Origin of the sequence: Aneurinibacillus migulanus (genome assembly GCF_001274715.1) — a bacterium.
In the GTDB taxonomy this organism is placed as follows: Bacteria; Bacillota; Bacilli; order Aneurinibacillales; family Aneurinibacillaceae; genus Aneurinibacillus; species Aneurinibacillus migulanus.
The window spans coordinates 2,591,323-2,613,354 of the sequence record NZ_LGUG01000004.1; the positions used below are offsets into that span (position 1 = coordinate 2,591,323).

General features: G+C 45.9%; 24 protein-coding genes, 1 pseudogene and 2 riboswitches. Of the genes and pseudogenes, 24 read left to right on the top strand and 1 reads right to left on the bottom strand.

What is annotated here, in order from left to right:
* Nucleotides 1–10: 10 nt before the first annotated feature.
* From purU to AF333_RS14385, 19 genes and pseudogenes are all read left to right on the top strand, one after another.
* On the top strand, nucleotides 11–880 hold the full coding sequence (gene purU, locus AF333_RS14295; RefSeq protein WP_043064155.1) for a formyltetrahydrofolate deformylase: 870 nt from the start codon (nucleotides 11–13) through the stop codon (nucleotides 878–880).
* A gap of 128 nt (nucleotides 881–1,008) precedes the next feature.
* A riboswitch (glycine riboswitch) is annotated at nucleotides 1,009–1,113 on the top strand.
* A 2-nt stretch (nucleotides 1,114–1,115) separates the two neighbouring features.
* A riboswitch (glycine riboswitch) is annotated at nucleotides 1,116–1,200 on the top strand.
* A gap of 91 nt (nucleotides 1,201–1,291) precedes the next feature.
* Nucleotides 1,292–2,539, top strand: a complete 1,248-nt coding sequence (gene glyA, locus AF333_RS14300) for a serine hydroxymethyltransferase (protein WP_043064288.1) — start codon at nucleotides 1,292–1,294, stop codon at nucleotides 2,537–2,539.
* Between the two features lie 38 nt (nucleotides 2,540–2,577).
* Nucleotides 2,578–3,087 carry a serine dehydratase beta chain gene (locus AF333_RS14305; RefSeq protein ID WP_043064156.1) on the top strand — a complete coding sequence of 170 codons (510 nt, stop codon included), beginning with the start codon at nucleotides 2,578–2,580 and terminating at the stop codon, nucleotides 3,085–3,087.
* A 5-nt stretch (nucleotides 3,088–3,092) separates the two neighbouring features.
* Complete coding sequence (gene sdaAA, locus AF333_RS14310) at nucleotides 3,093–3,965, top strand: L-serine ammonia-lyase, iron-sulfur-dependent, subunit alpha (RefSeq protein ID WP_043064289.1); 873 nt, start codon at nucleotides 3,093–3,095, stop codon at nucleotides 3,963–3,965.
* Nucleotides 3,966–3,984: 19 nt separating this feature from the next.
* The gene (gene gcvT / locus AF333_RS14315; protein WP_456061752.1) at nucleotides 3,985–5,094 is read left to right on the top strand and encodes a glycine cleavage system aminomethyltransferase GcvT; all 1,110 of its coding nucleotides are present in this window, start codon (nucleotides 3,985–3,987) and stop codon (nucleotides 5,092–5,094) included.
* A 63-nt stretch (nucleotides 5,095–5,157) separates the two neighbouring features.
* Nucleotides 5,158–5,547, top strand: a complete 390-nt coding sequence (gene gcvH / locus AF333_RS14320) for a glycine cleavage system protein GcvH (RefSeq protein ID WP_043064158.1) — start codon at nucleotides 5,158–5,160, stop codon at nucleotides 5,545–5,547.
* Between the two features lie 2 nt (nucleotides 5,548–5,549).
* A complete protein-coding gene (gcvPA, locus tag AF333_RS14325; protein WP_043064159.1) occupies nucleotides 5,550–6,902 on the top strand; it encodes an aminomethyl-transferring glycine dehydrogenase subunit GcvPA in 1,353 nt (450 codons plus the stop codon).
* A gap of 1 nt (nucleotide 6,903) precedes the next feature.
* Nucleotides 6,904–8,409 carry an aminomethyl-transferring glycine dehydrogenase subunit GcvPB gene (gene gcvPB, locus AF333_RS14330; RefSeq protein WP_074714839.1) on the top strand — a complete coding sequence of 502 codons (1,506 nt, stop codon included), beginning with the start codon at nucleotides 6,904–6,906 and terminating at the stop codon, nucleotides 8,407–8,409.
* Nucleotides 8,390–8,692: pseudogene (locus tag AF333_RS14335) on the top strand (lipoyl synthase); the annotation flags it as partial. The gene gcvPB and the pseudogene AF333_RS14335, both read left to right, overlap by 20 nt.
* A 293-nt stretch (nucleotides 8,693–8,985) precedes the next feature.
* A complete protein-coding gene (locus AF333_RS14340) occupies nucleotides 8,986–9,285 on the top strand; it encodes an EthD family reductase (RefSeq protein ID WP_043064160.1) in 300 nt (99 codons plus the stop codon).
* 116 nt (nucleotides 9,286–9,401) lie between these two features.
* Nucleotides 9,402–9,797 carry a PaaI family thioesterase gene (locus tag AF333_RS14345; RefSeq protein ID WP_043064161.1) on the top strand — a complete coding sequence of 132 codons (396 nt, stop codon included), beginning with the start codon at nucleotides 9,402–9,404 and terminating at the stop codon, nucleotides 9,795–9,797.
* Between the two features lie 28 nt (nucleotides 9,798–9,825).
* Entirely contained in the window at nucleotides 9,826–10,611 is a 786-nt protein-coding gene (locus AF333_RS14350; RefSeq protein WP_043064162.1) for an enoyl-CoA hydratase-related protein, read from the top strand.
* A gap of 88 nt (nucleotides 10,612–10,699) precedes the next feature.
* Nucleotides 10,700–12,028, top strand: coding sequence for a phenylacetate--CoA ligase PaaK (gene paaK / locus AF333_RS14355; RefSeq protein WP_043064163.1), 1,329 nt, complete (start codon nucleotides 10,700–10,702; stop codon nucleotides 12,026–12,028).
* Between the two features lie 32 nt (nucleotides 12,029–12,060).
* Entirely contained in the window at nucleotides 12,061–12,834 is a 774-nt protein-coding gene (locus AF333_RS14360) for an enoyl-CoA hydratase-related protein (RefSeq protein ID WP_043064164.1), read from the top strand.
* An 11-nt stretch (nucleotides 12,835–12,845) separates the two neighbouring features.
* Nucleotides 12,846–13,622: an enoyl-CoA hydratase-related protein gene (locus tag AF333_RS14365; RefSeq protein ID WP_043064165.1), complete on the top strand. Its 777-nt coding sequence runs from the start codon at nucleotides 12,846–12,848 to the stop codon at nucleotides 13,620–13,622.
* A gap of 13 nt (nucleotides 13,623–13,635) precedes the next feature.
* Complete coding sequence (locus AF333_RS14370) at nucleotides 13,636–14,493, top strand: 3-hydroxyacyl-CoA dehydrogenase NAD-binding domain-containing protein (RefSeq protein WP_043064166.1); 858 nt, start codon at nucleotides 13,636–13,638, stop codon at nucleotides 14,491–14,493.
* On the top strand, nucleotides 14,477–15,232 hold the full coding sequence (locus AF333_RS14375) for a 3-hydroxyacyl-CoA dehydrogenase family protein (protein WP_043064167.1): 756 nt from the start codon (nucleotides 14,477–14,479) through the stop codon (nucleotides 15,230–15,232). Before AF333_RS14370 ends, AF333_RS14375 begins: the two co-directional genes overlap by 17 nt.
* Nucleotides 15,229–16,428: a thiolase family protein gene (locus AF333_RS14380; protein WP_043064168.1), complete on the top strand. Its 1,200-nt coding sequence runs from the start codon at nucleotides 15,229–15,231 to the stop codon at nucleotides 16,426–16,428. Before AF333_RS14375 ends, AF333_RS14380 begins: the two co-directional genes overlap by 4 nt.
* Nucleotides 16,429–16,449: 21 nt before the next feature.
* Nucleotides 16,450–17,649 carry a thiolase family protein gene (locus tag AF333_RS14385; RefSeq protein ID WP_043064169.1) on the top strand — a complete coding sequence of 400 codons (1,200 nt, stop codon included), beginning with the start codon at nucleotides 16,450–16,452 and terminating at the stop codon, nucleotides 17,647–17,649.
* A gap of 47 nt (nucleotides 17,650–17,696) precedes the next feature.
* On the opposite strand, the gene AF333_RS14390 is transcribed toward AF333_RS14385, so the two are convergent.
* Entirely contained in the window at nucleotides 17,697–17,993 is a 297-nt protein-coding gene (locus AF333_RS14390; RefSeq protein ID WP_043064170.1) for a hypothetical protein, read from the bottom strand.
* 231 nt (nucleotides 17,994–18,224) lie between these two features.
* Here AF333_RS14390 and paaX point away from each other — a divergent pair, with 231 nt between their 5' ends.
* The 5 genes from paaX to paaD all read left to right on the top strand — a co-directional run bounded on the left by paaX (nucleotide 18,225) and on the right by paaD (nucleotide 22,003).
* Entirely contained in the window at nucleotides 18,225–19,058 is an 834-nt protein-coding gene (gene paaX / locus AF333_RS14395; RefSeq protein ID WP_043064171.1) for a phenylacetic acid degradation operon negative regulatory protein PaaX, read from the top strand.
* 305 nt (nucleotides 19,059–19,363) lie between these two features.
* On the top strand, nucleotides 19,364–20,302 hold the full coding sequence (gene paaA / locus AF333_RS14400; RefSeq protein ID WP_043064292.1) for a 1,2-phenylacetyl-CoA epoxidase subunit PaaA: 939 nt from the start codon (nucleotides 19,364–19,366) through the stop codon (nucleotides 20,300–20,302).
* A gap of 11 nt (nucleotides 20,303–20,313) precedes the next feature.
* Complete coding sequence (gene paaB / locus AF333_RS14405) at nucleotides 20,314–20,649, top strand: 1,2-phenylacetyl-CoA epoxidase subunit PaaB (protein WP_043064172.1); 336 nt, start codon at nucleotides 20,314–20,316, stop codon at nucleotides 20,647–20,649.
* Nucleotides 20,650–20,665: 16 nt separating this feature from the next.
* On the top strand, nucleotides 20,666–21,499 hold the full coding sequence (gene paaC / locus AF333_RS14410) for a 1,2-phenylacetyl-CoA epoxidase subunit PaaC (RefSeq protein ID WP_043064173.1): 834 nt from the start codon (nucleotides 20,666–20,668) through the stop codon (nucleotides 21,497–21,499).
* A 15-nt stretch (nucleotides 21,500–21,514) separates the two neighbouring features.
* Nucleotides 21,515–22,003 carry a 1,2-phenylacetyl-CoA epoxidase subunit PaaD gene (paaD, locus tag AF333_RS14415; protein ID WP_043064174.1) on the top strand — a complete coding sequence of 163 codons (489 nt, stop codon included), beginning with the start codon at nucleotides 21,515–21,517 and terminating at the stop codon, nucleotides 22,001–22,003.
* Nucleotides 22,004–22,032 lie beyond the last annotated feature (29 nt).

Genomic DNA, 22,032 nt, shown 5'->3' on the forward strand with positions numbered 1-22,032 from the left:
GCAGAAAGCATTGCATAAAAAAATGAACAAAAACCGCGCGAATTTACTACTTTCTTGTCAGGAGAAACCTGGTATCATTTCAACTGTGTCTAATTTTTTATTAGAACATAAAGCAAATATCGTACAATTTGATCAACATACAACAGATCCACAGAGCGGCACCATTTTTATTCGAGTTGCATTTGACTTGGAAGATTTCGCCTCTTCGTTTATGAAGCTTGAACAGGGATTGGCCTTGATAAGCCAAGGGCATGCCATGAATTGGCGCTTGAGTAACGAAAATAAAAAGAAGCGAATGGCGATATTTGTATCCAGAGCCGATCACTGTCTTATGGAACTTCTTTGGCGCTGGAAGTCGGAAGAAATATTAGTAGATATTCCGATGGTTATCAGTAATCACCCTTTGTTAAGAGAGGCTGTAGAAGCGTATGATATTCCTTTCTACCATATCCCTGTGTCTGCTGAAACAAAAGAAGAGGCGGAACGCAGAGCATTGGAAATTATGAAGAATAAAGTCGATTTTATTGTTTTAGCAAGATATATGCAGATTCTTTCTCCTGATTTTATATCTCGATATCCAAATCGGATTATTAACATTCATCATTCTTTTTTGCCGGCGTTTATAGGGGCGAATCCTTATGAGAGAGCATTTGAGCGCGGGGTTAAGCTAATCGGAGCTACTGCACATTACGTAACGAACGATCTTGATGAGGGTCCGATTATTCAACAGGATGTATTACGGGTTAATCATCGATATACGACAGAAGAGTTAAAGGTTGCTGGACGTCATGTAGAGAGAATCGTTCTTGCTGAAGCTGTTTCCTGGCATATCGAAGATAAAGTGCTCACACATGGAAACAAAACGATTGTATTTACATAGACATTTTTCAGGTGGTAACTATTGATTTTTAAAAATTTAAAATAATAAAAAAATAAATAGTGGCAATAATTGACCTAATCAGACAATTATAGTAAAGTAAAAGAAACCAAATAACTTCATACGAGCGGATGATGATTGCAGGAGAGACTGAACAGCATGTTCGGCACCGAAGGAGCAAATCCCAAAAAAACCTTGGGACAGAAACTCTCAGGTAAAAAGACTGCAATTGGACGCACCTCTGGAGAGAGCTATAAAGCCACCAAAGGAGAAACCTCCCCAAGTAGAATGGGAGATAATCTCTCAGGTAAAAAGGACAGAGGAAAGGTAAAGTGTTCATTTTGCCTTTCCTCTGTTCTTTTTTATTTGGAAAGGCGCCGAAAACAAATACGAAAACCAGAGGAGGATGTATTAATGAGCTTGCTGGATCATGATCAAGAGATTTATGAAGCCATTGAGAATGAGAGAAAGCGGCAAAACAGTACATTAGAGTTAATCGCTTCAGAGAACTTTGTAAGCGAAGATGTAATGACTGCAATGGGCTCTGTGCTCACGAATAAGTATGCGGAAGGATATCCAGGCAAGCGATATTACGGTGGATGCGAATTTGTCGATGTGGTCGAAAGACATGCGATTGAACGGGTAACTGAGCTGTTCGGAGCAATCTACGCTAACGTACAGCCGCATTCTGGAGCTCAAGCAAATACGGCGGTATATTATTCTCTTCTACAGCCGGGAGACAAAATCATGGGAATGAACCTATCTCATGGTGGGCACTTAACTCACGGAAGTCCTGTAAGCATATCCGGAAAATGGTTTGATGTCGTGGCGTATGGAGTGAAAGAAGACACACACCTCATCGATTACGATGAAGTAGAAGCGATTGCCCTTCGTGAACGCCCCAAGTTAATTATTGCTGGAGCAAGCGCATATCCCAGGGTAATCGACTTTGCAAAATTCAAGGAAATTGCTGACAAAGCCGGAGCGCGGTTAATGGTTGATATGGCTCACATCGCTGGCCTTGTGGCGGCGGGAATTCACCCGTCCCCTGTTCCTTATGCTGATGTTGTAACCAGCACGACGCATAAAACGTTACGTGGTCCACGTGGGGGTATCATTCTTACGAATGACGAAGAAATATTCAAGGGTGTCAACAAGGCGATTTTCCCAGGACTTCAGGGAGGGCCTCTGATGCATGTAATTGCCGCTAAGGCTGTTTCTTTTAAAGAAGCTCTGCATCCAAGCTTCAAGAAGTATGCAGCACAAGTCGTGAAAAATGCCTCTGTATTAGCTGATACGCTCAAACAAGAAGGGGCAGCTCTTGTATCCGGTGGAACGGACAATCATCTGCTGATGGTTGATGTCCGTCCATGGGGTTTAACGGGTAAAGAAGCGGAGCATGTACTAGAAGAAGCGGGTATTACAGTGAATAAGAACACAATTCCTTTTGATTCAGCAAGTCCTTTCGTTACGAGTGGAGTTCGAATTGGAACGGCCGCTATTACTACACGCGGCATGAAGCAAGAGGAGATGAGAATCATCGCTTCTTCTATCGCTGAGGTCTTGAAGAGCAAAGGGGATGCTGAAACGGTAGCAAAGGTACAGAGTATTATCCGTCAACTGTGTGAAGCGTATCCTCTTTACGACAGAGTATTGGTGTAACAGGTAGAAGCCTTATACGGCAAGGGGGGCTTGGATAGATGGTATACAATAGCTGCTTCGATATTATTGGGCCGATTATGGTTGGACCGTCAAGTTCTCATACAGCAGGAGTTGTGTCGATTGGAAGTTTCGTTTATAACCTCTTGGATGGTGCTCCTGATAAGGTGAATATCATTTTCTACGATTCTTTTGCCGAGACATATAAAGGACACGGAACAGACAAGGCAATCGTTGGTGGTTTACTCGGAATGACCACCGACGATGTACGGATTCGGGATTCGCTAACAATAGCGAGGGAACAGGGAATAGAAGTCACATTTAAATTAAAGGGTCAATGTCCATACTATGACCATCCCAACATAGTCTTTATTCAAGCAGAAAAGCAAGGAGAACTGCTTGCAGTTGGAGGTGTTTCTTTGGGAGGCGGAATATCAAAAGTATTCCATATCAATGGCTTCTCCGTTACTATCCTGTTAAACGCCCCTTATGATCGGGAGCAGGTACGAGAGTATAGGAAGAAACGAATTTCCTCTGTGGGCATCGGGTGAAAAACATGGATATTCAATCGATGAAGGAACTGCTCGATTATTGTAGCCAAGAGAGAATAAGCATTGCAGAAGTAATGCTGAACATGGAAATTAGCAAGACAAATAAGGACCGGGAAACAATTGTTCAGATGATGAAAGAGCGGCTCGTCAAAATGAAAGAGGCTGTCGATCAAGGTGTCTCTGATCGTTCACTCGCACCAAGCGGTATCTCCGGTGGAGATGCTTGCATAATGGGGCAGTATAAAGATAAGGGCGACTACTTGAGTGGCAGCTATATTGCGGATGCTATGCGCTTCGCCTTTGCCACCTCGGAAACGAATGCGCGTATGGGAATTATTGTGGCGACTCCCACCGCAGGCTCTGCCGGAATTCTTCCGGGTTGCTTATTTTCACTCTATGAAAATGGAAAGTTCACGTATGAAGAGTTAGTTATGGGGCTTTTTACAGCCAGTGCAGTAGGTTATATCATTGCCAATCGGGCTTTTATCGCCGGAGCGGCGGGGGGATGCCAGGCAGAGGTCGGATCAGCTACGGCTATGGCTGCCGCTGCGATTGTTGAGCTAAAGGGAGGAACGCCACTGCAAGCCATTAACGCTGCTGCCATTGCGCTTAAATCAATGCTTGGACTTGTCTGTGATCCGGTAGCAGGTCTGGTTGAGGTTCCTTGCATTAAACGGAATGTAATCGGGACATCGATTGCTTTTTCGGCCGCAGATATAGGTCTGGCCGGTATCGAAAGTCGGATTCCCTGCGATGAAGTCATCGGTGCTATGTATGATATCGGAAAGAATATGCCCCGGACTTTACGCGAAACAGCCCTCGGAGGCCTAGCCATGACGCCTTCGGGACAAAAGATTAAGAAACGAATCATGGATTAAATAGATGCTTAAAGGGTGGATGAACATGTTAAAAAGAACACCGCTATTTGAACTTTATGCCAAATACGGCGGAAAAACAGTCGACTTTGGTGGGTGGGAGTTACCGGTGCAGTTTAGCAGCATTTTAGAAGAACATCATGCTGTCCGTAACAATGCTGGTCTGTTCGATGTTTCGCACATGGGAGAAGTATTGATTAAAGGTCCCGATGCCGAAAAGGTAATTCAGTACTTATGTACAAACGATAGTGCTTCAATGCAAAAAAATCAGGCGATTTATACTGCAATGTGCTATCCGTCTGGAGGTATCGTTGATGATTTGCTGATTTATAAAATAGAAGAGCATGAATACCTTTTGGTCATCAATGCTTCTAATATCGACAAGGATGTAGACTGGATTGTATCTCAGGCAAAGGGAGATGTGACGATAGAGAATCAGTCGGACAGAATAGCCCAGCTTGCTCTGCAAGGGCCGAAGGCGGAAGCCATTCTGCAAAAACTAACTTCTTCCGATTTATCTGGGATCACATTTTTCCACTTCCGACAAGACGTGGATATTGCGGGTGTGAAAACACTCGTATCACGTACCGGATATACAGGTGAGGATGGATTCGAATTGTATGTGGATGCTTTGGATGCTTGCACGCTTTGGGAAAAGATCCTGGAAGCGGGAAAAGAAGAAGGAGTTCTCCCGTGCGGCTTGGGAGCCCGAGATACGCTGCGCTTTGAGGCAAGGCTTCCTCTGTACGGACAGGAGCTGGATAAAGATATCAGCCCATTAGAAGCAGGTATCGGATTTGCTGTTAAGGTAGCAAAAGAAGAAGATTTTATCGGCAAGGAAGCGCTTGTACGCCAAAAGCAAGAAGGTGTATCCCGTAAAATTGTAGGTATCGAGATGGTTGGAAGAGGAATTCCGCGCAATGGCTATTCGGTATATGCGTCTGGTTCGAGCGAAGAAGATGAAGCGATTGGCTATATCACATCAGGTACACAATCCCCGACGCTGAAGAAAAACTTAGGGTTGGCTTTGATTCAAACCGATTTTGCAAGCGTTGGAACACAGGTAGAAGTAGAGGTTCGTGGTAAGCGAGTGGAAGCAATTACCGTAAAAACACCATTCTACAAAAGATAAATCCATCCGGCGAGCATCGCCGTTCATATCATTCATATAGAAAATATCGTAGGGGGAGTAAACGTGAGTCAGACAGTTTCCAGTTTTCTTTATAGTAAAGAGCACGAGTGGGTTGAAATTATTAAAGGAAATCTAGTAAAGATAGGCATTACGGATTTTGCACAAAATCAATTGGGGGATATTGTCTTTGTTGAACTGCCGCAAGAGGGGGAGGAGATCACTGCCAACGAGAGTATGGGAACGGTTGAATCTGTTAAAGCGGTCTCTGAAATCTTCTCGCCTGTCAGCGGAAAAGTTACACAGATGAATGGTGATTTAGAAGATACCCCAGAAATTATTAATAGCGAACCATATGGCCAAGGATGGATGGTAACTGTAGAGCTAAACAATCCAGATGAACTGAAAGAATTGATGACAGCCGAACAATATAGTGCATTTGTTGAGGAGGAATAAACGTGAAGTATCGCTATCTTCCCATGACCATAGAGGATAAGGAGGACATGCTGTCCTTCCTTGGAATCGAAGATGTAAATGAGTTGTTTTCCGATATTCCGGAGGAGATTCGCTTGAAAGGGAAATTGAATATTCCGGAAGCCTTATCCGAGCCGGAAACGGTTAGACATTTTAACCGTCTGGCGGGCAAGAATGTCAACAGCATGGAATATGCCTATTTTCTCGGCGCAGGCATTTATGACCATTATATCCCCAGCACAGTGAACCATGTAATCTCCCGCTCTGAATTTTATACAGCATATACACCATATCAACCGGAAATCAGCCAGGGCGAGCTGCAGGCGATTTTCGAATTCCAGACGATGATTTGTGAATTGACTGGCATGGAAGTAGCGAACTCTTCCATGTATGATGGGCCTACTGCTCTTGCGGAAGCGGCTAATTTAGCCGTCGGCGGAGCGAAAGGAAAAAAAGTCGTTATTTCTCGTGCTGTACACCCTGAAGCACGTGCGATTCTGCAGGTAAATGCTAAGGGTCAAAACTATGAAGTGGTAGAGGTTGATGTAAAGAACGGAAAAACGGATCTTCAAGCGCTCGAAGAGGCGGTAGACGAAAGCGTAGCAGCGGTAATTGTCCAATATCCGAACTTCTTCGGAACAATCGAGGATGTGGCTGCGATCGAGGAAATAGCCCATAAACATAAAGGATTGCTTGTTGTTAGCTCGAACCCACTGGCCTTGGGAGTTTTGCAACCGCCGGGAGCTTTCGGTGCGGATATTGTAGTAGGGGATGCCCAGCCGTTTGGCATTCCGATGCAATTCGGCGGTCCATCCTGCGGATATTTTGCTGTACGTGAAAAGCTAATGCGCAAGATTCCAGGCAGGATCGTCGGACAAACGGTAGATCAAGAGGGACGACGCGGCTTTGTATTAACGCTTCAGGCTCGTGAGCAACATATCCGTCGTGAAAAAGCAACATCTAATATTTGCTCGAATCAAGCGCTCAATGCATTGGCGGCATCAGTAGCGATGTCAGCGCTCGGCAAACAGGGTGTTCAGGAAGTGGCATGGTTAAATGTACAGAAAAGCCAATATGCGAAAAATCAAATCACTGCATTGGATCGATATGAAATCGCGTTCGATGTACCCGTTTTTAATGAGTTTGTTATAAAAGTACCGGGTTCTGTCGCCGATATTAACCGGAAGCTCTTAGAACAAAAGATTGTCGGCGGATATGATCTGGGACGTGATTATCCGGAATTGGCCGGCCATATGCTGCTGGCGGTAACAGAGATGCGCACAAAAGAAGAAATCGATTCACTTGTTCAAGGATTGGAGGAGATTGGCCGTGCTTAAAGTGAACGATAGCGAAAAAGCCCTCATTTTTGAAATGAGCAGAACGGGCCGTGCCGCTTACGATCTGCCGAAAAGTGATGTGCCTACCGTGGATATGGAGTCGGTTATCCCGAAAGGTAATTTGCGTCAGACACCGGCTGAATTGCCGGAAGTATCAGAACTGGACTTGATGCGTCATTACACGGAGTTATCTAACCGTAATCATGGCATTGATTCCGGATTTTATCCGCTCGGTTCTTGCACAATGAAATACAATCCGAAGATTAACGAAGATGTTGCGCGTTATCCTGGCTTCGCAAAAATCCATCCCTATCAGGCAGAGGAGACTGTCCAGGGAGCGCTGCAAGTGCTGTATGATTTGCAGACAGAATTGGAAGAGATCACCGGAATGGATGCAGTCAGCTTGCAACCTGCAGCCGGAGCGCAAGGGGAATGGACGGCATTAATGATGATTCGAGCATATCATGAAAACCGTGGAGAAAAGAGGAACAAGGTGATTGTTCCAGATACGGCTCATGGTACCAACCCGGCCAGTGTATCGGTTGCCGGGCTGGAAGCAGTTACGATTCCGTCTGATGAAAAAGGAAATGTCGATTTAGAAGAGCTGCGTAAAGTTGTTGGCCCCGACACGGCGGCTTTGATGCTGACAAACCCAAGCACATTGGGCCTATTTGAGGAAAATATTTCTGAGATTGCCGATATCGTACACGGAGCGGGCGGGTTGCTGTACTATGACGGAGCAAATACGAACGCCATTCTAGGGATAACCCGTCCGGGAGATATGGGCTTTGATGTTGTGCACTTGAACTTGCATAAGACGTTCACAGGTCCTCACGGAGGCGGTGGTCCTGGTTCGGGCCCTATCGGTTGCAAAAAGGAGTTGCTTTCGTTCTTGCCGCGTCCACAGATTGTGAAAGATGGAGAGGTGTACCGATTTGACTACGGTATCCCGAACTCTATCGGCCGCGTGAAGGCATATTACGGAAACTTCGGGATTAACTTGCGGGCCCATGTATATATTCGCTCTAACGGTCCAACCGGGTTACAGCGTGTGTCTGAGGAAGCTGTATTGAATGCAAACTATATGATGCGAAAGCTAGCTCCTTATTATGACCTGCCATATGATCGCATCTGCAAGCATGAATTTGTTTTATCCGGAAAGAGGCAGAAGAAATTAGGCGTACGAACGTTGGATATGGCAAAACGTTTACTGGACTTTGGCTATCATCCACCGACGATTTACTTTCCGCTTATCGTTGAAGAATGCATGATGATCGAGCCAACAGAGACCGAATCAAAGGAAACCCTTGACGAATTTATCGATGCGATGATTCAAATCGCCAGGGAAGCGGAAGAGGATCCAACGGTTATCCAGGAAGCACCTCATCATACTGTTATTTCACGCCTGGATGAAGTGAATGCCGCGCGGAAGCCGGTGTTGCGCTATAAGAAGCCGGTAGAAGAATCGGTGAAAGGAAGCGGCATTCATGAGCCTGTCCAAGCGTGAAGCCAAGCCGAAATGGCTAAAAATTAAACTTAATACGAACGAAAGATTTAAAGAGATAAAGAGCATCATGTGCGGAAAAGAACTTCATACCGTGTGTGAAGAAGCGAAATGCCCGAATATATACGAATGCTGGAGCAACCGAACAGCCACCTTTATGATTTTGGGCAGTGTATGTACGAGAGCGTGTCGTTTCTGCGCCGTTCATACCGGCTTGCCTACCGAATTGGATGAGGCAGAGCCGCAGAAGGTAGCAATAGCCACGAAACAGATGGGCTTCTCCCATGTTGAATCCGGTCCTTTAGTTTAGAAGCTCTTATCATGCTCATAAACAGGTAAAGCAAGTAACCGGCGCGAAGTAATTTTTATTCAAGAACTGAAAGAATGATAGGCCATGTGGAAAATAAACATTCTGCATGGCCTTTTTGTATTAATTGTAAGGCTGTATGCAATCGTCTAAAAATAATAAAAATTCCTTGACGATTTAGTAGTGATATTATTATACTTAAAATAATTAATACGTTATTATAACGTTATATGTTAAAAACGTTATATAAAATCAATTTAGGAGGTCCTAACATGGTCAAATTAGTTGCAATCTATCGTAAACCGGAAAATACCGATACATTCGACGAGCATTACTTTAACGTGCATACACCGCTTGCAGAAAAGATGCCAGGTCTCAGAAAACTGGAAGTAAATAAGGTGTATGGGGCACCGATGGGAGAAAGTAATCTTCATTTGCTGGCTGAGATGTATTTCGACAACAAGGAAGATCTGAATGCAGCGATGACATCACCGGAAGGAAAGGCTGCTGCGAGAGATTTGATGGGCTTTGCCGGGAAAATCGTATCCATGCATTTTGCCGAGGTTCTATAAGAAAAGAAAATAACGCCAGCAAGCGTGTTATTGCCAGAGAGGGGCTACCCGGATTGTTCAGGAGGCTCCTTTCTATATAAATAACGTTAAGTCAGATATATGTAGGAGTGAGTGCAATGCCATACAAATCAAATAATCGTTTTAACCACTACTTAGGCATTGAAATCGAGCGAAATGATGAAGACGGCTGCAGAGCTGTATTGAAAGTGCGTCCGGAACTGTATAACAGTATCGATGGAGTTGTTCATGGTGGCGTTACCGGCACACTTGCGGATGTAGCTATGGGCCATGGAGCTGCCCCTCATATAAATGGAGTGCAGCAATGCGTGACCGTAGAAAACAAAGTAAGCTATTTGTCACCGGCGAAAGGAGAGCTGCTTATCGCAGAATCCAGGGTCGTTAAGAAAGGAAAAAGAATCATCGTGATGCAGGCGGAAGTTAGTACAAACGACGGCACGTTGGTCGCTATTGCCTCAGGCACGTATGCTCGGATAAATACACCCCCATTATAGTTTTTAGGGGAAGGGAGAGAGAGAAAAGATGGAACAACAAACCGTCACACTGGAGAGGGACGGACATATTGCCACGATAAAATTGAACCGACCGAATGCATTAAACGCTTTTAATTATGAAACGCTCGTTCGCTTAGGAGAGATAATTGAGACCATCGAGCAGCAAATGAAAGAGATTCGTGTAGTAATCGTGACAGCAGAAGGTCGTGCTTTCTGTGCGGGTGCTGATCTCAAAGAACGGCGTACATTAAACGAACAGCAAGTCCGTCGTAATGTAAGGAAGATCCGAGATGTATTTTCTGCTCTGGAGAGAATCCCGCAGCCTACCATCGCTGCCATAAATGGTTTTGCATTTGGTGGTGGATTCGAGCTTGCGCTTGCCTGCGATTTCAGGTATGCCTTGCAGGAGGCTAAAATGGGACTCACAGAAGTAAGCTTAGGAATTATTCCCGGAGCTGGAGGCACACAGCGACTATCGAAGCTTATCGGGCCTTCTAGAGCAAAAGAGTTGATTTTAACAGCAAAGAAAATATGTGCAACAGAAGCATTTGAATACGGCATTCTCAACGGTGTAGCCGAGAACTTCGAACAACTGAATGCCAAGGTGCAATCCATGGCAAACGACATTCTTGCTAACGCTCCACTTGCCGTGTATCAAGCTAAGTACTCCATTGATAAAGGAAACGGTGTGGATTTGCAGACCGGATTGGCTATCGAATCGAAAGCATATGAAGTCATTATCCCTACAAAGGATCGTGTCGAGGCGCTCGAAGCGTTCAGTGCAAAACGAAAGCCGATATTTCAAGGGGAATAATCGTTTCGGATGATCAAGGTGTTCCTGTCCGCATTTGTAAGCGGAAACAAAGAAGTGATGACTTACATTCGGTTGAGGAGGAAGAAGAATGATATTCAATCATGAAATAGAAACGATGGCACGTAAGGATATGCAAAAAATCCAACTGGAAAGACTTCAGCAAACCGTAAAGCATGCCTATAAAAACGTTCCATTTCATAAAGAAGCATTTGATCGTGCGGGCATTGCACCAGAGGACATTCAATCGTTAGAAGATATGCAACGGTTGCCCTTCATGAAAAAGACGGATCTTCGGGAAAATTATCCGTTCGGCCTTTTTGCTGTAGGTACGGATCAGATTGTCCGCATTCATGGTTCATCCGGGACGAAAGGGAAACCGACCGTTGTCGGCTATACGAAAAAAGACATAGAGAACTGGGCTGAGATCGTGGCACGAGCGCTCTGCTGTGCTGGAGGAAATCCTGGTGACATTTTCCATAATGCGTATGGTTACGGGCTGTTTACAGGAGGTCTGGGCCTGCATTACGGGATCGAACATATGGGAGCGGTGGCCGTTCCGGTTTCAGGCGGCAATACGCCTCGTCAAATTACGCTAATCCAGGATTTTCAGCCCCGCGGTATTGCGGGTACGCCGTCATATGTATTGAACATTGTAGAAGAAATGAAGCGGATGGGGCTAAATCCCAGAGAGACAAGCCTACGGTACGGTATTTTCGGGGCCGAGCCATGGTCAGAGGAGATGCGGGTGCAATTGGAGCAAGCGCTTAACATTAAAGCTGTTGACATATACGGACTAAGCGAGGTCATGGGACCGGGCGTTTCCATTGAATGCCATGAGGCGCAAGACGGACTCCATATTGCGGAAGACCATTTCCTGGCAGAGATCGTGGATCCGAAAACAGGAGAGGCTTTGCCATACGGACAAGAAGGGGAGCTGGTATTCACTTCTTTAACGAAAGAAGCGTTTCCGGTTATTCGTTACCGTACGGGCGATATCGCCTCCTTGCACCCTGAGAAATGTACTTGTGGCCGAACTACCGCAAGAATGTCCCGAATTAAAGGCAGGGTAGACGATATGCTTATCATTCGCGGTGTAAACGTATTTCCGACCGAGATTGAATCCGTATTGTTAGGCTTCAAGCAGCTGGCTCCACATTATCAAGTTGTAATCGAACGCGACGGGGCGCTTGATCGTTTCGAAGTGCACTGTGAAGTGACGGACGAATTCATCGGTCAGACGGGCAAGCTGGAAGAGAGCGACGCGGCAGCCGGATTAATGAAGTCCATTGGTCATGAAATGAAAAATGCCCTGGGCGTGTCCGTTGTCTTACGTGTTAATGAGCCGAACACGATTCCGCGCAGTGATGGAAAAGCGATTCGAATCGTGGATAATCGCAGCAAAACTGTGCTAGCGTAGCACCGTTTCAGGATAAGGAAGGAGGCGGTAGGATGTCTTATGAACATATCAAGATATCACAGGAAGAGAACATAGGCATTATTATATTAAATCGGCCACATGTGTTAAATGCATTAAACTTGAAGCTCATTGACGAATTGGTTGAAGAATTGGAGCGAATGGACAGGGATGCATCTATCCGCGCCATTGTTCTTGCGGGGAATGACAAAGCGTTCGCCGCAGGAGCAGACATCGGTGAGATGGCAGATGAAGCTGCTGTGCCAATGTTAGTAAAGGACCAGTTTGCCGTATGGGATCGCATTGCGAGAGTGGCGAAACCGATTATCGCGGCAGTGAGCGGGTTTGCGCTTGGAGGCGGTTGTGAATTGATGATGCACTGTGACGTTGTTATTGCTTCCGAAACGACACGGATTGGCCAGCCAGAAATTAAGCTAGGAGTGATGCCGGGAGCTGGTGGTACGCAGCGATTGACAAAAGCGGTAGGAAAGGTCAAGGCGATGGAAATGCTACTGACAGGTGAACCGATTTCGGCGCAGGAGGCGTTGCGCTATGGACTCATTAATAAGGTCGTGCCAGTCGAAAGCTACTTTAAAGAAGCAATGAAAATCGCGTGCAAAATTGCCGCACAGCCTCCCGTCGCTGCTCGTTTGATTAAAAAGTCGGTTCTAAAAGCAGTTGATTATCCGTTGGATGAAGGTCTGGATTATGAACGTCACTGTTTTTATCTGCTGTTTGCAAGCGAAGATAAAACAGAAGGAATGAAAGCGTTTATAGAGAAACGCCAGCCGAATTTCATTGGAAGGTAGGGGATAAGCATATGTATGAAACGATTTTGTACGAATCGATTGAGGGAGTCGCAAAAATTACGATGAACCGTCCCGATAAATTTAACGCATTCACTGAGCAGATGCATAAAGAGCTGCTTGATGCATTAAAAAAAGCGGGGAAAGACCCGATGGTTCGATGCATCGTACTAACAGGTGCAGGTAGAGCCTTTAATGCAGGCCAGGATCTAGCTGAGGTAGAGGGAGGAGATGTGGATTTTGGCGGATTTCTTCGAAAACGCTATAACCCATTAATTATGCAGCTCCGACAAACTGAAAAGCCGATTATTGCAGCCGTTAATGGGGTGGCGGCCGGAGCGGGTATGAGCTTGGCTCTCGCTTGCGATATGCGCCTTGTGTCAGAAAAAGCTTCCTTCTCCAATGTTTTCATTAATATCGGATTGGTGCCTGATTCCGGCGGATGTTATTTTCTTCCCCGAATTGTCGGGATCGGAAAAGCATTGGAGCTGGCGTTAATGGGTGAGAAAGTGTCCGCCGAGGAAGCCTACCGTATTGGATTGGTAAACAAAGTTTTTCCGGCAGTTAATTTTGAAACGGAAGTCATGGAATATGCGTCCAGGCTGGCTGCATTGCCTACGACAGGAATGGGATTGATTAAGCGAGCGATGTACAAAGGGCTGGAGATGAATTTAGAAGAAACGCTGGAATATGAAGCACTTTCTCAGGAGATTGCCGGGGGCACAGAGGACCATAAAGAAGGTGTTCAGGCTTTCTTTGAAAAAAGGAAGCCGGTGTTTACAGGGAAGTAAAGGAGAGAATAATATGACGCACGCTCAAGTCGGAATCATAGGTGCAGGTACGATGGGTGCGGACATTGCCCTTGTTTGCGCCAGACAGGGACACCGAGTTCTTTTGCTTGATATGAATCAAGCAGTATTGGAAAAAGCACAGTCGTATGTAGGGTCTATGCTTGCAAAAGATGTGAACAAGGGAAGAATAACGGAACGTCAAAAAGAAGAAACGTACGAACGCATATTTCCGATCGCAGATATGCAAAAGCTGCATGTTTGCGACATTGTCATTGAAGCTGTACCGGAGCGATTGGAATTGAAGAAATCGGTTTTCTCTTCACTGGCGGAGATATGTCGTGAAGATACGCTCTTACTGACGAATACATCATCCATCTCAATTACAGAAATTGCAGGGGGCATAAAGAAGCCTGAACGCATTGTTGGCTTTCATTTCTTCAATCCCGCTCCCGTCATGCCTTTAATCGAAATCATTCGTGGAAAAAAATCAAGTGATGAAAACATAGAGAAGGTCTATCAATTTGCAAAAGAACTAGGAAAGACACCAGTGCTTGTAAACGATACGCCAGGTTTTATTGTAAACCGTGTAGCTCGTCCCTACTATAATGAAGCTTTGCGTATTATCGGGGATCAGGGGGCCGGGATCGAGCAGATTGATACTATTATGAAAAAAGCAGGCGGATTCAAAATGGGACCTTTTGAATTACAGGATATGATAGGCATTGACGTTAATTTTGCTACGACAGAATCAGTATATACAAACTTTTTTCATGAAGGACGCTTTAAGCCAAGCCGCATTCAACAACGCATGGTACAAGCGGGTAGCTTAGGAAGAAAGAGTGGGGAGGGATTCTATGAGTACAGCGAATAAGACTGTTCTGCTGGCAGGTACGAGCTCCCTGTACCCTGAACTGAAGCAGTTGCTGGAAAGCGATAGCTACCGTGTTGTTTCGCTTGAACAGCTCGATGAATATAAGCATGAAGTCCGATTGGCATTGGAAGTAAACAATCTTGATTTGGCTAAGAAGAAAAGCACAATTAAGCAAATGGATACACTTCTTCCGGCGAATATTCCCATTTTGACAAGCTCGCTTGCGATTACGACGACAGAAGTGGCGTCATGGACAGAATATCCGGAGAGAGTATGTGGCTTTGGCACGTTTGTTCCTTTGGTGGAGCGAGCGTTGTTTGAAGTAGCCCCTGCCTTGCAATCGGCTCCATCTATAATTGAACAGGCAAGTTCCTTCTTTGTCTCGTTTGGCAAAGAGGTTGAAATCGTTGAAGATGAAGTTGGTCTTGTTTTTCCAAGGATTCTCTCTCTTATTATTAATGAAGCAGTGTTTGCTGTAATGGAGGGAACAGCTACGCCTGAGGATATCGATATTGCCATGAAAAAAGGAACTAATTATCCATACGGACCGCTGGAATGGGGAGATCGCATCGGCCTGGATGAGGTGTTCTCTGTTATAAGAGGCTTGCACCGGGATCTTGCAGAGGAACGGTACCGACCGGCTCCATTGCTGCGAAAGCTAGTATTGGCTGGTAGAGTAGGAGTGCGAAGCGGCCGCGGCTTTTATTCTTATGAAAAACAAGAGGTTTATCAGCCATGATAGGACAGAGACGGGAAGTGTATGTTGTTGCGAGTGCCCGTACAGCCATTGGGAAATTGGGTGGAAGCCTGCGAGACGTACCGATGGATGATTTGTCAGCTAGTGTCATGAATGGAGTCCTAGAGCGTGCGGGGATTTCTGGCAAGCAAGTCGACGGAGTCATTATGGGCAATGTCATTTCTGCAGGCCCTTTTATTAATATTGCCAGAGTGGGGCTATTGAAGGCCGGCTTGCCGGAATCTGTGCCCGGTTTAACTGTAAATCGAGTTTGCGCTTCCGGGCTTGAAGCGATTAATCTTGCTGCACAGTCCATTCAAGCGGGCCATGCGGATGTTATGCTGGCGGGTGGCGTAGAGAATTTGACACGCTCGCCATATATTTTAGAGAAGTTTCCCCAGCCATATCAACGTGGAGAACAAACACTCATGGAATCTTTCGGTGGCCCTCGTTCGGCTCCGGTATCATTATACGGGGATTTAACCATGGGAGATACGGCGGAGAATGTGGCAGAACGATTCGACATTAGTCGACAGGATCAAGATGTATTTGCTCTGGAAAGTCAGCGCAGGGCGATTCGAGCAATAGATGACTGTATATTTGCAGAGGAAATTGTTCCGATTACCGTTCCCGGCCCGAAGCGCGAGCCTGTTGTATTTATGCAGGATGAGCACCCACGCCGGGAGGTAACGATAGAAGCATTAGGGAAGCTAAAGCCTGCTTTTCGCAAAAATGGTTCTGTCACAGCCGGAAATTCATCAGGCATTAATGATGGAGCAGCGGCTGTACTGCTTATGAGTGAGGAAAAGGTGAAGGAGTACGGAATGAAGCCGCTTGGACGTATTGTCCATTTTGCCTGCGGCGGTGTGGCCCCAGATGTTATGGGGATCGGCCCGGTTGTTGCTATTCGTAAGCTGTTAAACGATATGAAAATGTCTATCGACCACATCGATGTATTTGAATTGAATGAAGCCTTTGCTTCGCAGGCGTTGGCCTGTATCCGTGAGCTGGGGTTGCCGATGGAGAAGACGAATGTAAACGGGGGAGCGATCGCTCTGGGGCACCCGCTCGGTGCAAGCGGAGCACGGTTACTCGCAACTACTCTGTACGAGCTTCGTCGGCGAAGCCAACAGTATGGCATTGTCTCTCTCTGTATAGGGGGCGGGCAAGGATTGGCTACACTGGTGGAAGCATTATAAGACGAAAAAGGAGAGAGCGAGATGGGAACACCTGTAATTGTCGATGCGGCAAGAACGGCGATTGGCCGATATGGGGGCGCATTGAAAGACGTACGCCCAGATGATCTGGGAGCTATTGTCATTCGAAAGCTGTTGGAGCGAAACCCCATTTCTCCCGAATCGATAGAAGATGTGTATTTTGGCTGCGCGAATCAAGCCGGAGAAGATAATCGAAACGTTGCCAGAATGTGTTTGCTATTGGCTGGGTTGCCTGTAACGGTTCCTGGTGTAACCGTGAATCGTCTGTGCGGTTCCGGATTGGAAGCTGTGAATCAGGGAGCAAATGCGATTAAAGCGGGACAGGGCAGCATATATGTGGCGGGAGGAACGGAAAGCATGACACGGGCGCCGCTCGTTATGATGAAGCCTGGAAAAGCGTATCAGAGAGGCAATCAGCAGTTGCATGACACTACGCTGGGCTGGCGGCTTGTTAATGATGCACTAGCTGCCGTATATCCTCCGATTTCGTTAGGGGAAACAGCAGAAAACGTGGCAGAGCAGTATGGTATTTCCCGGGAAGTACAGGATGAATTCGCGTGGGCTAGCCAGCAGAAGTATGCGCGTGCGCTTGCGAAAGGAGCGTTTTCTGAGGAAATTGTACCGGTTGAAATCAAGGGGCGAAAAGGAGAAGTAACCGTAGTCGATCAGGATGAGCATCCGCGTCCTGAAACAACAATGGAGCGGCTTGCTTCTCTTAAGCCAGCTTTTAAACAGGGCGGTACTGTTACGGCAGGAAATTCATCGGGGCTAAATGATGGAGCAGCAGCTTTGCTGTTAATGGAACAAGAAACGGCAAACCGGCTTGGCGTAAAGCCGAGAGCCAGAATTGTCGCATCTGCTGTAGCAGGGGTTGATCCTTCCGTTATGGGGATCGGGCCTGTACCAGCTACACATAAAGCACTGAAACGAGCAGGTTTAACTATCGATGATATCGATTTATTTGAGCTGAATGAAGCTTTTGCCGCCCAGGCGGTAGCCAGTGTGCAAGAGCTCAACATTGATATGGACAAAGTCAATGTGAATGGAGGAGCGATTGCGCTAGGACATCCGCTCGGCTGCAGTGGCGCGAGAATTTTGACTACGCTTTTATATGAGATGGAACGAAGAGAAGCCCGCTACGGGTTAGCTGCCATGTGTATCGGAGTAGGACAGGGAATCGCCACTATTATTGAACGGGTGTAAACAAGAACAAAGCCACGACAATAAGATAAATGTCGTGGCTTTGTTCTTTAGTTTTTTTCTGCCCGCTTTACGTGGCTTAAAAATAGCTCGATTTCTTGATCCGTATAGAACGTTCCGTTTTCCCCTTCTTCGGGAAGGATGAGCGAAGGGGATAGTGAAAACAGTTCTGCCTTTCCGTCAGTGAAAAAAACCAACTGGACGATATGGCCGTTCGGAAATTGCCAGCTTACCAGCTGATTAGCTGTGCTGCTATCGTTATGAACATTAATTATATATTTTTCGAAAGGATACGTTCTTTTTAGTGTTAGTGAATGATCGAAATGGTTAGACGAAAGTGATGCCATGTCTTATGCTCTCCCTTTTCAGGCGTTCGTTGCCCTTTTTTCATCTTCTATCATAGCATACGTACCGAAAAGAATACCAATTTTCACTAAGGGGCGTGATTGACGTTATTTTTTTGCTCTACTATAATAACGGTACTTACTTGCCTGCAGAACAAAATTGTGTGTATTGGAAAGGAGGGAGGGCGTATGGCTCTTCGTTTTGAAACGTAGAGTTGTCTGTGCCCATGACTTGTGAAACCGCAATCAATGTTATTTACCATCTACGGCGAATACGTACGGCATTATGGAAGTGAAATATGGGTAGGAAGTCTAACGCGCTTACTTGGTGAATTTGGCTTGTCCGAACAAGCGGTGCGTGCTGCCATATCCCGCATGCAGAAACAAGGCTGGCTTGAATCCACAAAAGTCGGTAACCGAAGCTATTATTCTATGTCTCCCCGCGGACAGAAACGACTGGATGAAGCGGCTGCACGGATTTATAAGGTAGAAGCCGAAGGGTGGAACGGAAAGTGGTGCATTACCAGTTATAATATCCCTGAGAGTCAGCGGAACCTACGAGATCAGTTGCGTAAGGAGCTTACTTTTCTCGGATTTGGAATGCTGACGACCAGTACATGGATAAGCCCGAATGACTTAACGGAACGGGTAAAGGATATTACGTTATCATATGGAATAACGGAGTATGTAGAAGTGTTTATGGCCGAGCATGTCGGCTGGAGTGAGCCGAAAAAGCTTGTGGAGAAATGCTGGAATCTAGACGAGATGAACCGGGCTTACCAGGAATTTATTGAATTATATGAGCCTGAGTACGAAGCATTGAAGAAAAAAATGAAACAAAAAAAAGACGTTGCAGACAGTGATTGCTTTGTAGCGAAAACGAAGCTTGTGCATCATTATCGGAAATTTTTATTTATCGATCCGGATTTGCCTGAAGAGTTATTACCTGATTTATGGTTAGGAAAAAAAGCCGACCTTCTTTTTAACCGCTATTATGATTTATTAAATCCCGGGGCTATCCGCTTTTTTGAACAAATTTATGAGCCGGTTCCCGTACAGGATAAATAACATTACTGAAAACCCCCTCTTCTTATTAACAAATAGGAAGAGGGGGTTTTTCTTTAGCGGATAAGAAAGTAGATGTTGTTGTAAAGCAAGCGAGTGGTAATGCCTGTGAGTTTTTTTTATATTTTTGCACAATTGTATTGACAGATTAATATGACGTTATGTTATTATAACGTTATAAAAACGATATATAATTTATTCGTATTATTAATAGTGTTAACCGCTACATGTTCTAAAAAGTAAAACGTATCGAGAAGCTGAGAGGGGGCCTTAACGTGATAAATCAGTATGAAAAAAACAATGAAGAGATGTATAACGAACAGATGGATGAATTCCTGGAGCGAATTGAACGCGGTGACAAAATTGAAGCGGATGACTGGATGCCAGATGATTACCGCCAACAGCTTATTAAACTCATTTCCATGCACGGTGTAAGCGAAATCATGGGCGCGTTGCCGGAGAAGGAATGGGTGCCGAAAGCGCCCACCCTACGCCGCAAACTGGCGATTATGGCAAAAGTGCAGGATGAAATGGGGCATGGACAACTGTTAATCCGGGTTGCCGAAGATTTAATGGCACCGCTAGGAAAAACACGTGAGGATCTTCTGGATGACTTATTTACCGGAAGGCTTAAGTTTCATAATGTTTTCCATATGGAGGCGCCTACCTGGGCTGATGCGGGTGTCATTGGCTGGCTGGTTGATGGAGCCGCTATCATTACACAGACGATGTCGTTGGATACCTCCTATGCTCCGTACGCACGTGCGCTGTACCGCATCTGTGCCGAGGAGAAGTTCCATGCACAGCATGGAGAAAGCATTGTATTAACACTTGCGGAAGGAACACCTGAACAGCGAAACATGCTGCAGGATGCCGTCAATCGCTGGTGGCCGGCCTTGCTGATGTTCTTTGGACCACCGGAAGACGGGGGTATTTCCAGCAATCAGCAGCGTAATATGCAGTACAAAATTCGTACCCAGACAAATGAAGAGTTGCGCCAGGCTTTCTTCAACAAATACGTTCCGCGGATTTTTCATCTGGGATTAACCCTCCCTGATGACACCATTCGTTTCGATGAAGCAGAAGGGAAATGGCAGTACCAGCAGCCGGATTGGGAAGCGTTCAAGCAAATCGTCAAAGGAAACGGGCCGCGTTCAAAGCAGAGATTGCAGCTGCGAACGATGTCGTACAAGGAGACGCAATGGGTCCGTGATGCTCTTTTAGGCAATCAACGTGAAGTGGTATAGGGGGAAACAAAATGAAAAGCCGGCTACATGACAAAAAAGAGTTTTCCATATATGAAGTGTTCAGCCAAAAGAATCCTACATCCGGTTTTGTGCATCAATTCAGCTTGCTGGCATCGGATCATGAAGTAGCGATGACCATGGCACGCGAGAATTTTTTGCGGCGAGAGCCTGTAGTAAACATCTGGGTAGTAAAACGCGAGGACATATACGTACTGCCTCCGGAAGAACGTCAATACCTCGAACGTCTGGATAATAAAGCGTATCGCGAAACAAAAGGGTACGGAGAGTTACCGTCGAAGTGGCGTTACCATAAAGAACAGTATGAGAAACAGAGTGAAGTAAAGTAGACAGGAGGAGAGAGGCATGGTGGAAGGTATTCGTATAGCAACGGCAGAGGAAGCCAAAGGAAATGAACAATATCTCACAGCCTTGCAAGAACTATTGTTTCAGTTGGCTGATGATGATTTTGTATTGGCGCATCGAGGCTCCGAATGGCTAGGTTTAGCGCCTCACATTGAAGAAGATGTCGCATTCTCTTCCATTTCCCAAGATACGATGGGGCATTCAGTTATGTTTTATGAAATGCTGGAGGAATTAGGAGCGGGGAGGGCGGATGATTTGGCGCATCTGCGAAGTCCAGATGAGTTTCGTAACGCTATTTTGGTAGAACGGGCTAACGGAGAAGGTCATTATATGGAAGACCCCCAATATGACTGGGCATATGCGATTGTCCGCTTCTATCTGTATGAATTGTTTAAGCTCGTAAGGTTAGAATCTCTGCATCGCTCTTCTTACCAGCCATTGGCCGTGATTGCGAAAAAAATGATGACTGAACTTCGTTATCATCTGTATCACTGGCAAGTATGGATGGAGCATTTAGCTAACGGCAGCGAAGAAAGCCACAAGAGAATGGAGCAGGCGCTTGAAAAAGTATGGACAGATGTGGCTGACCTGTATACATTCGGTCCAAAGGGAAAAGAGATGGTACGCTTCGGACTTATTGAGGGTGAAGAGTTACTGGCACAGCGCTGGCTGGAGAAAGCGCGGCAGGCGCTCGAATCATACGGGTTTACATGGCTGGGCAAGCCAGAACCTATGCAATCAAGCGGACGGGCGGGCCAGCATACCGGAGATATGGCTCGTGCTGTTGCTACATTATCGGAAGTGTATCGTCTGGACCCGGCTGCAAACTGGTAAGAGGAGGAGAGGCGTATGGTGCAGCAGGATTTACTGACAGAAGAAATCATATGGAAAGCGTTGCAGGAAGTCAAAGATCCGGAGATTCCGCCTGTAAGCATGGTAGAGATGGGAATGATCCACAAAGTAAGCATCGAGAACGGGAATGTAGCTGTGCAAGTGCTACCTACATTTGTTGGCTGTCCGGCCCTTGATATTATGAGGAAAGCTATCGTGCAGCAAGTACAGGCTGTAGACAGTGTACAAAAAGTGACGGTTGATTTTATTTTTGAGCCTGCATGGTCTTCTGATCGCATAAGTGAACAAGGACGGGAAAAGTTACGTGAATTCGGCATTGCACCGCCTCCCCTTCACCATAAAGCAGGGGAGTTGTGGAAGGTGGATTGTCCTTACTGTGGCTCTCCCTATACGACGATGGATAATCTATTCGGTCCAGCCGCTTGCCGCAGCATTTTATATTGTAAACATTGTAAAAATCCTTTTGAAGCATTAAAGCCGATATGATGCACGAATAGCAGACAAAAGAGAGGAGT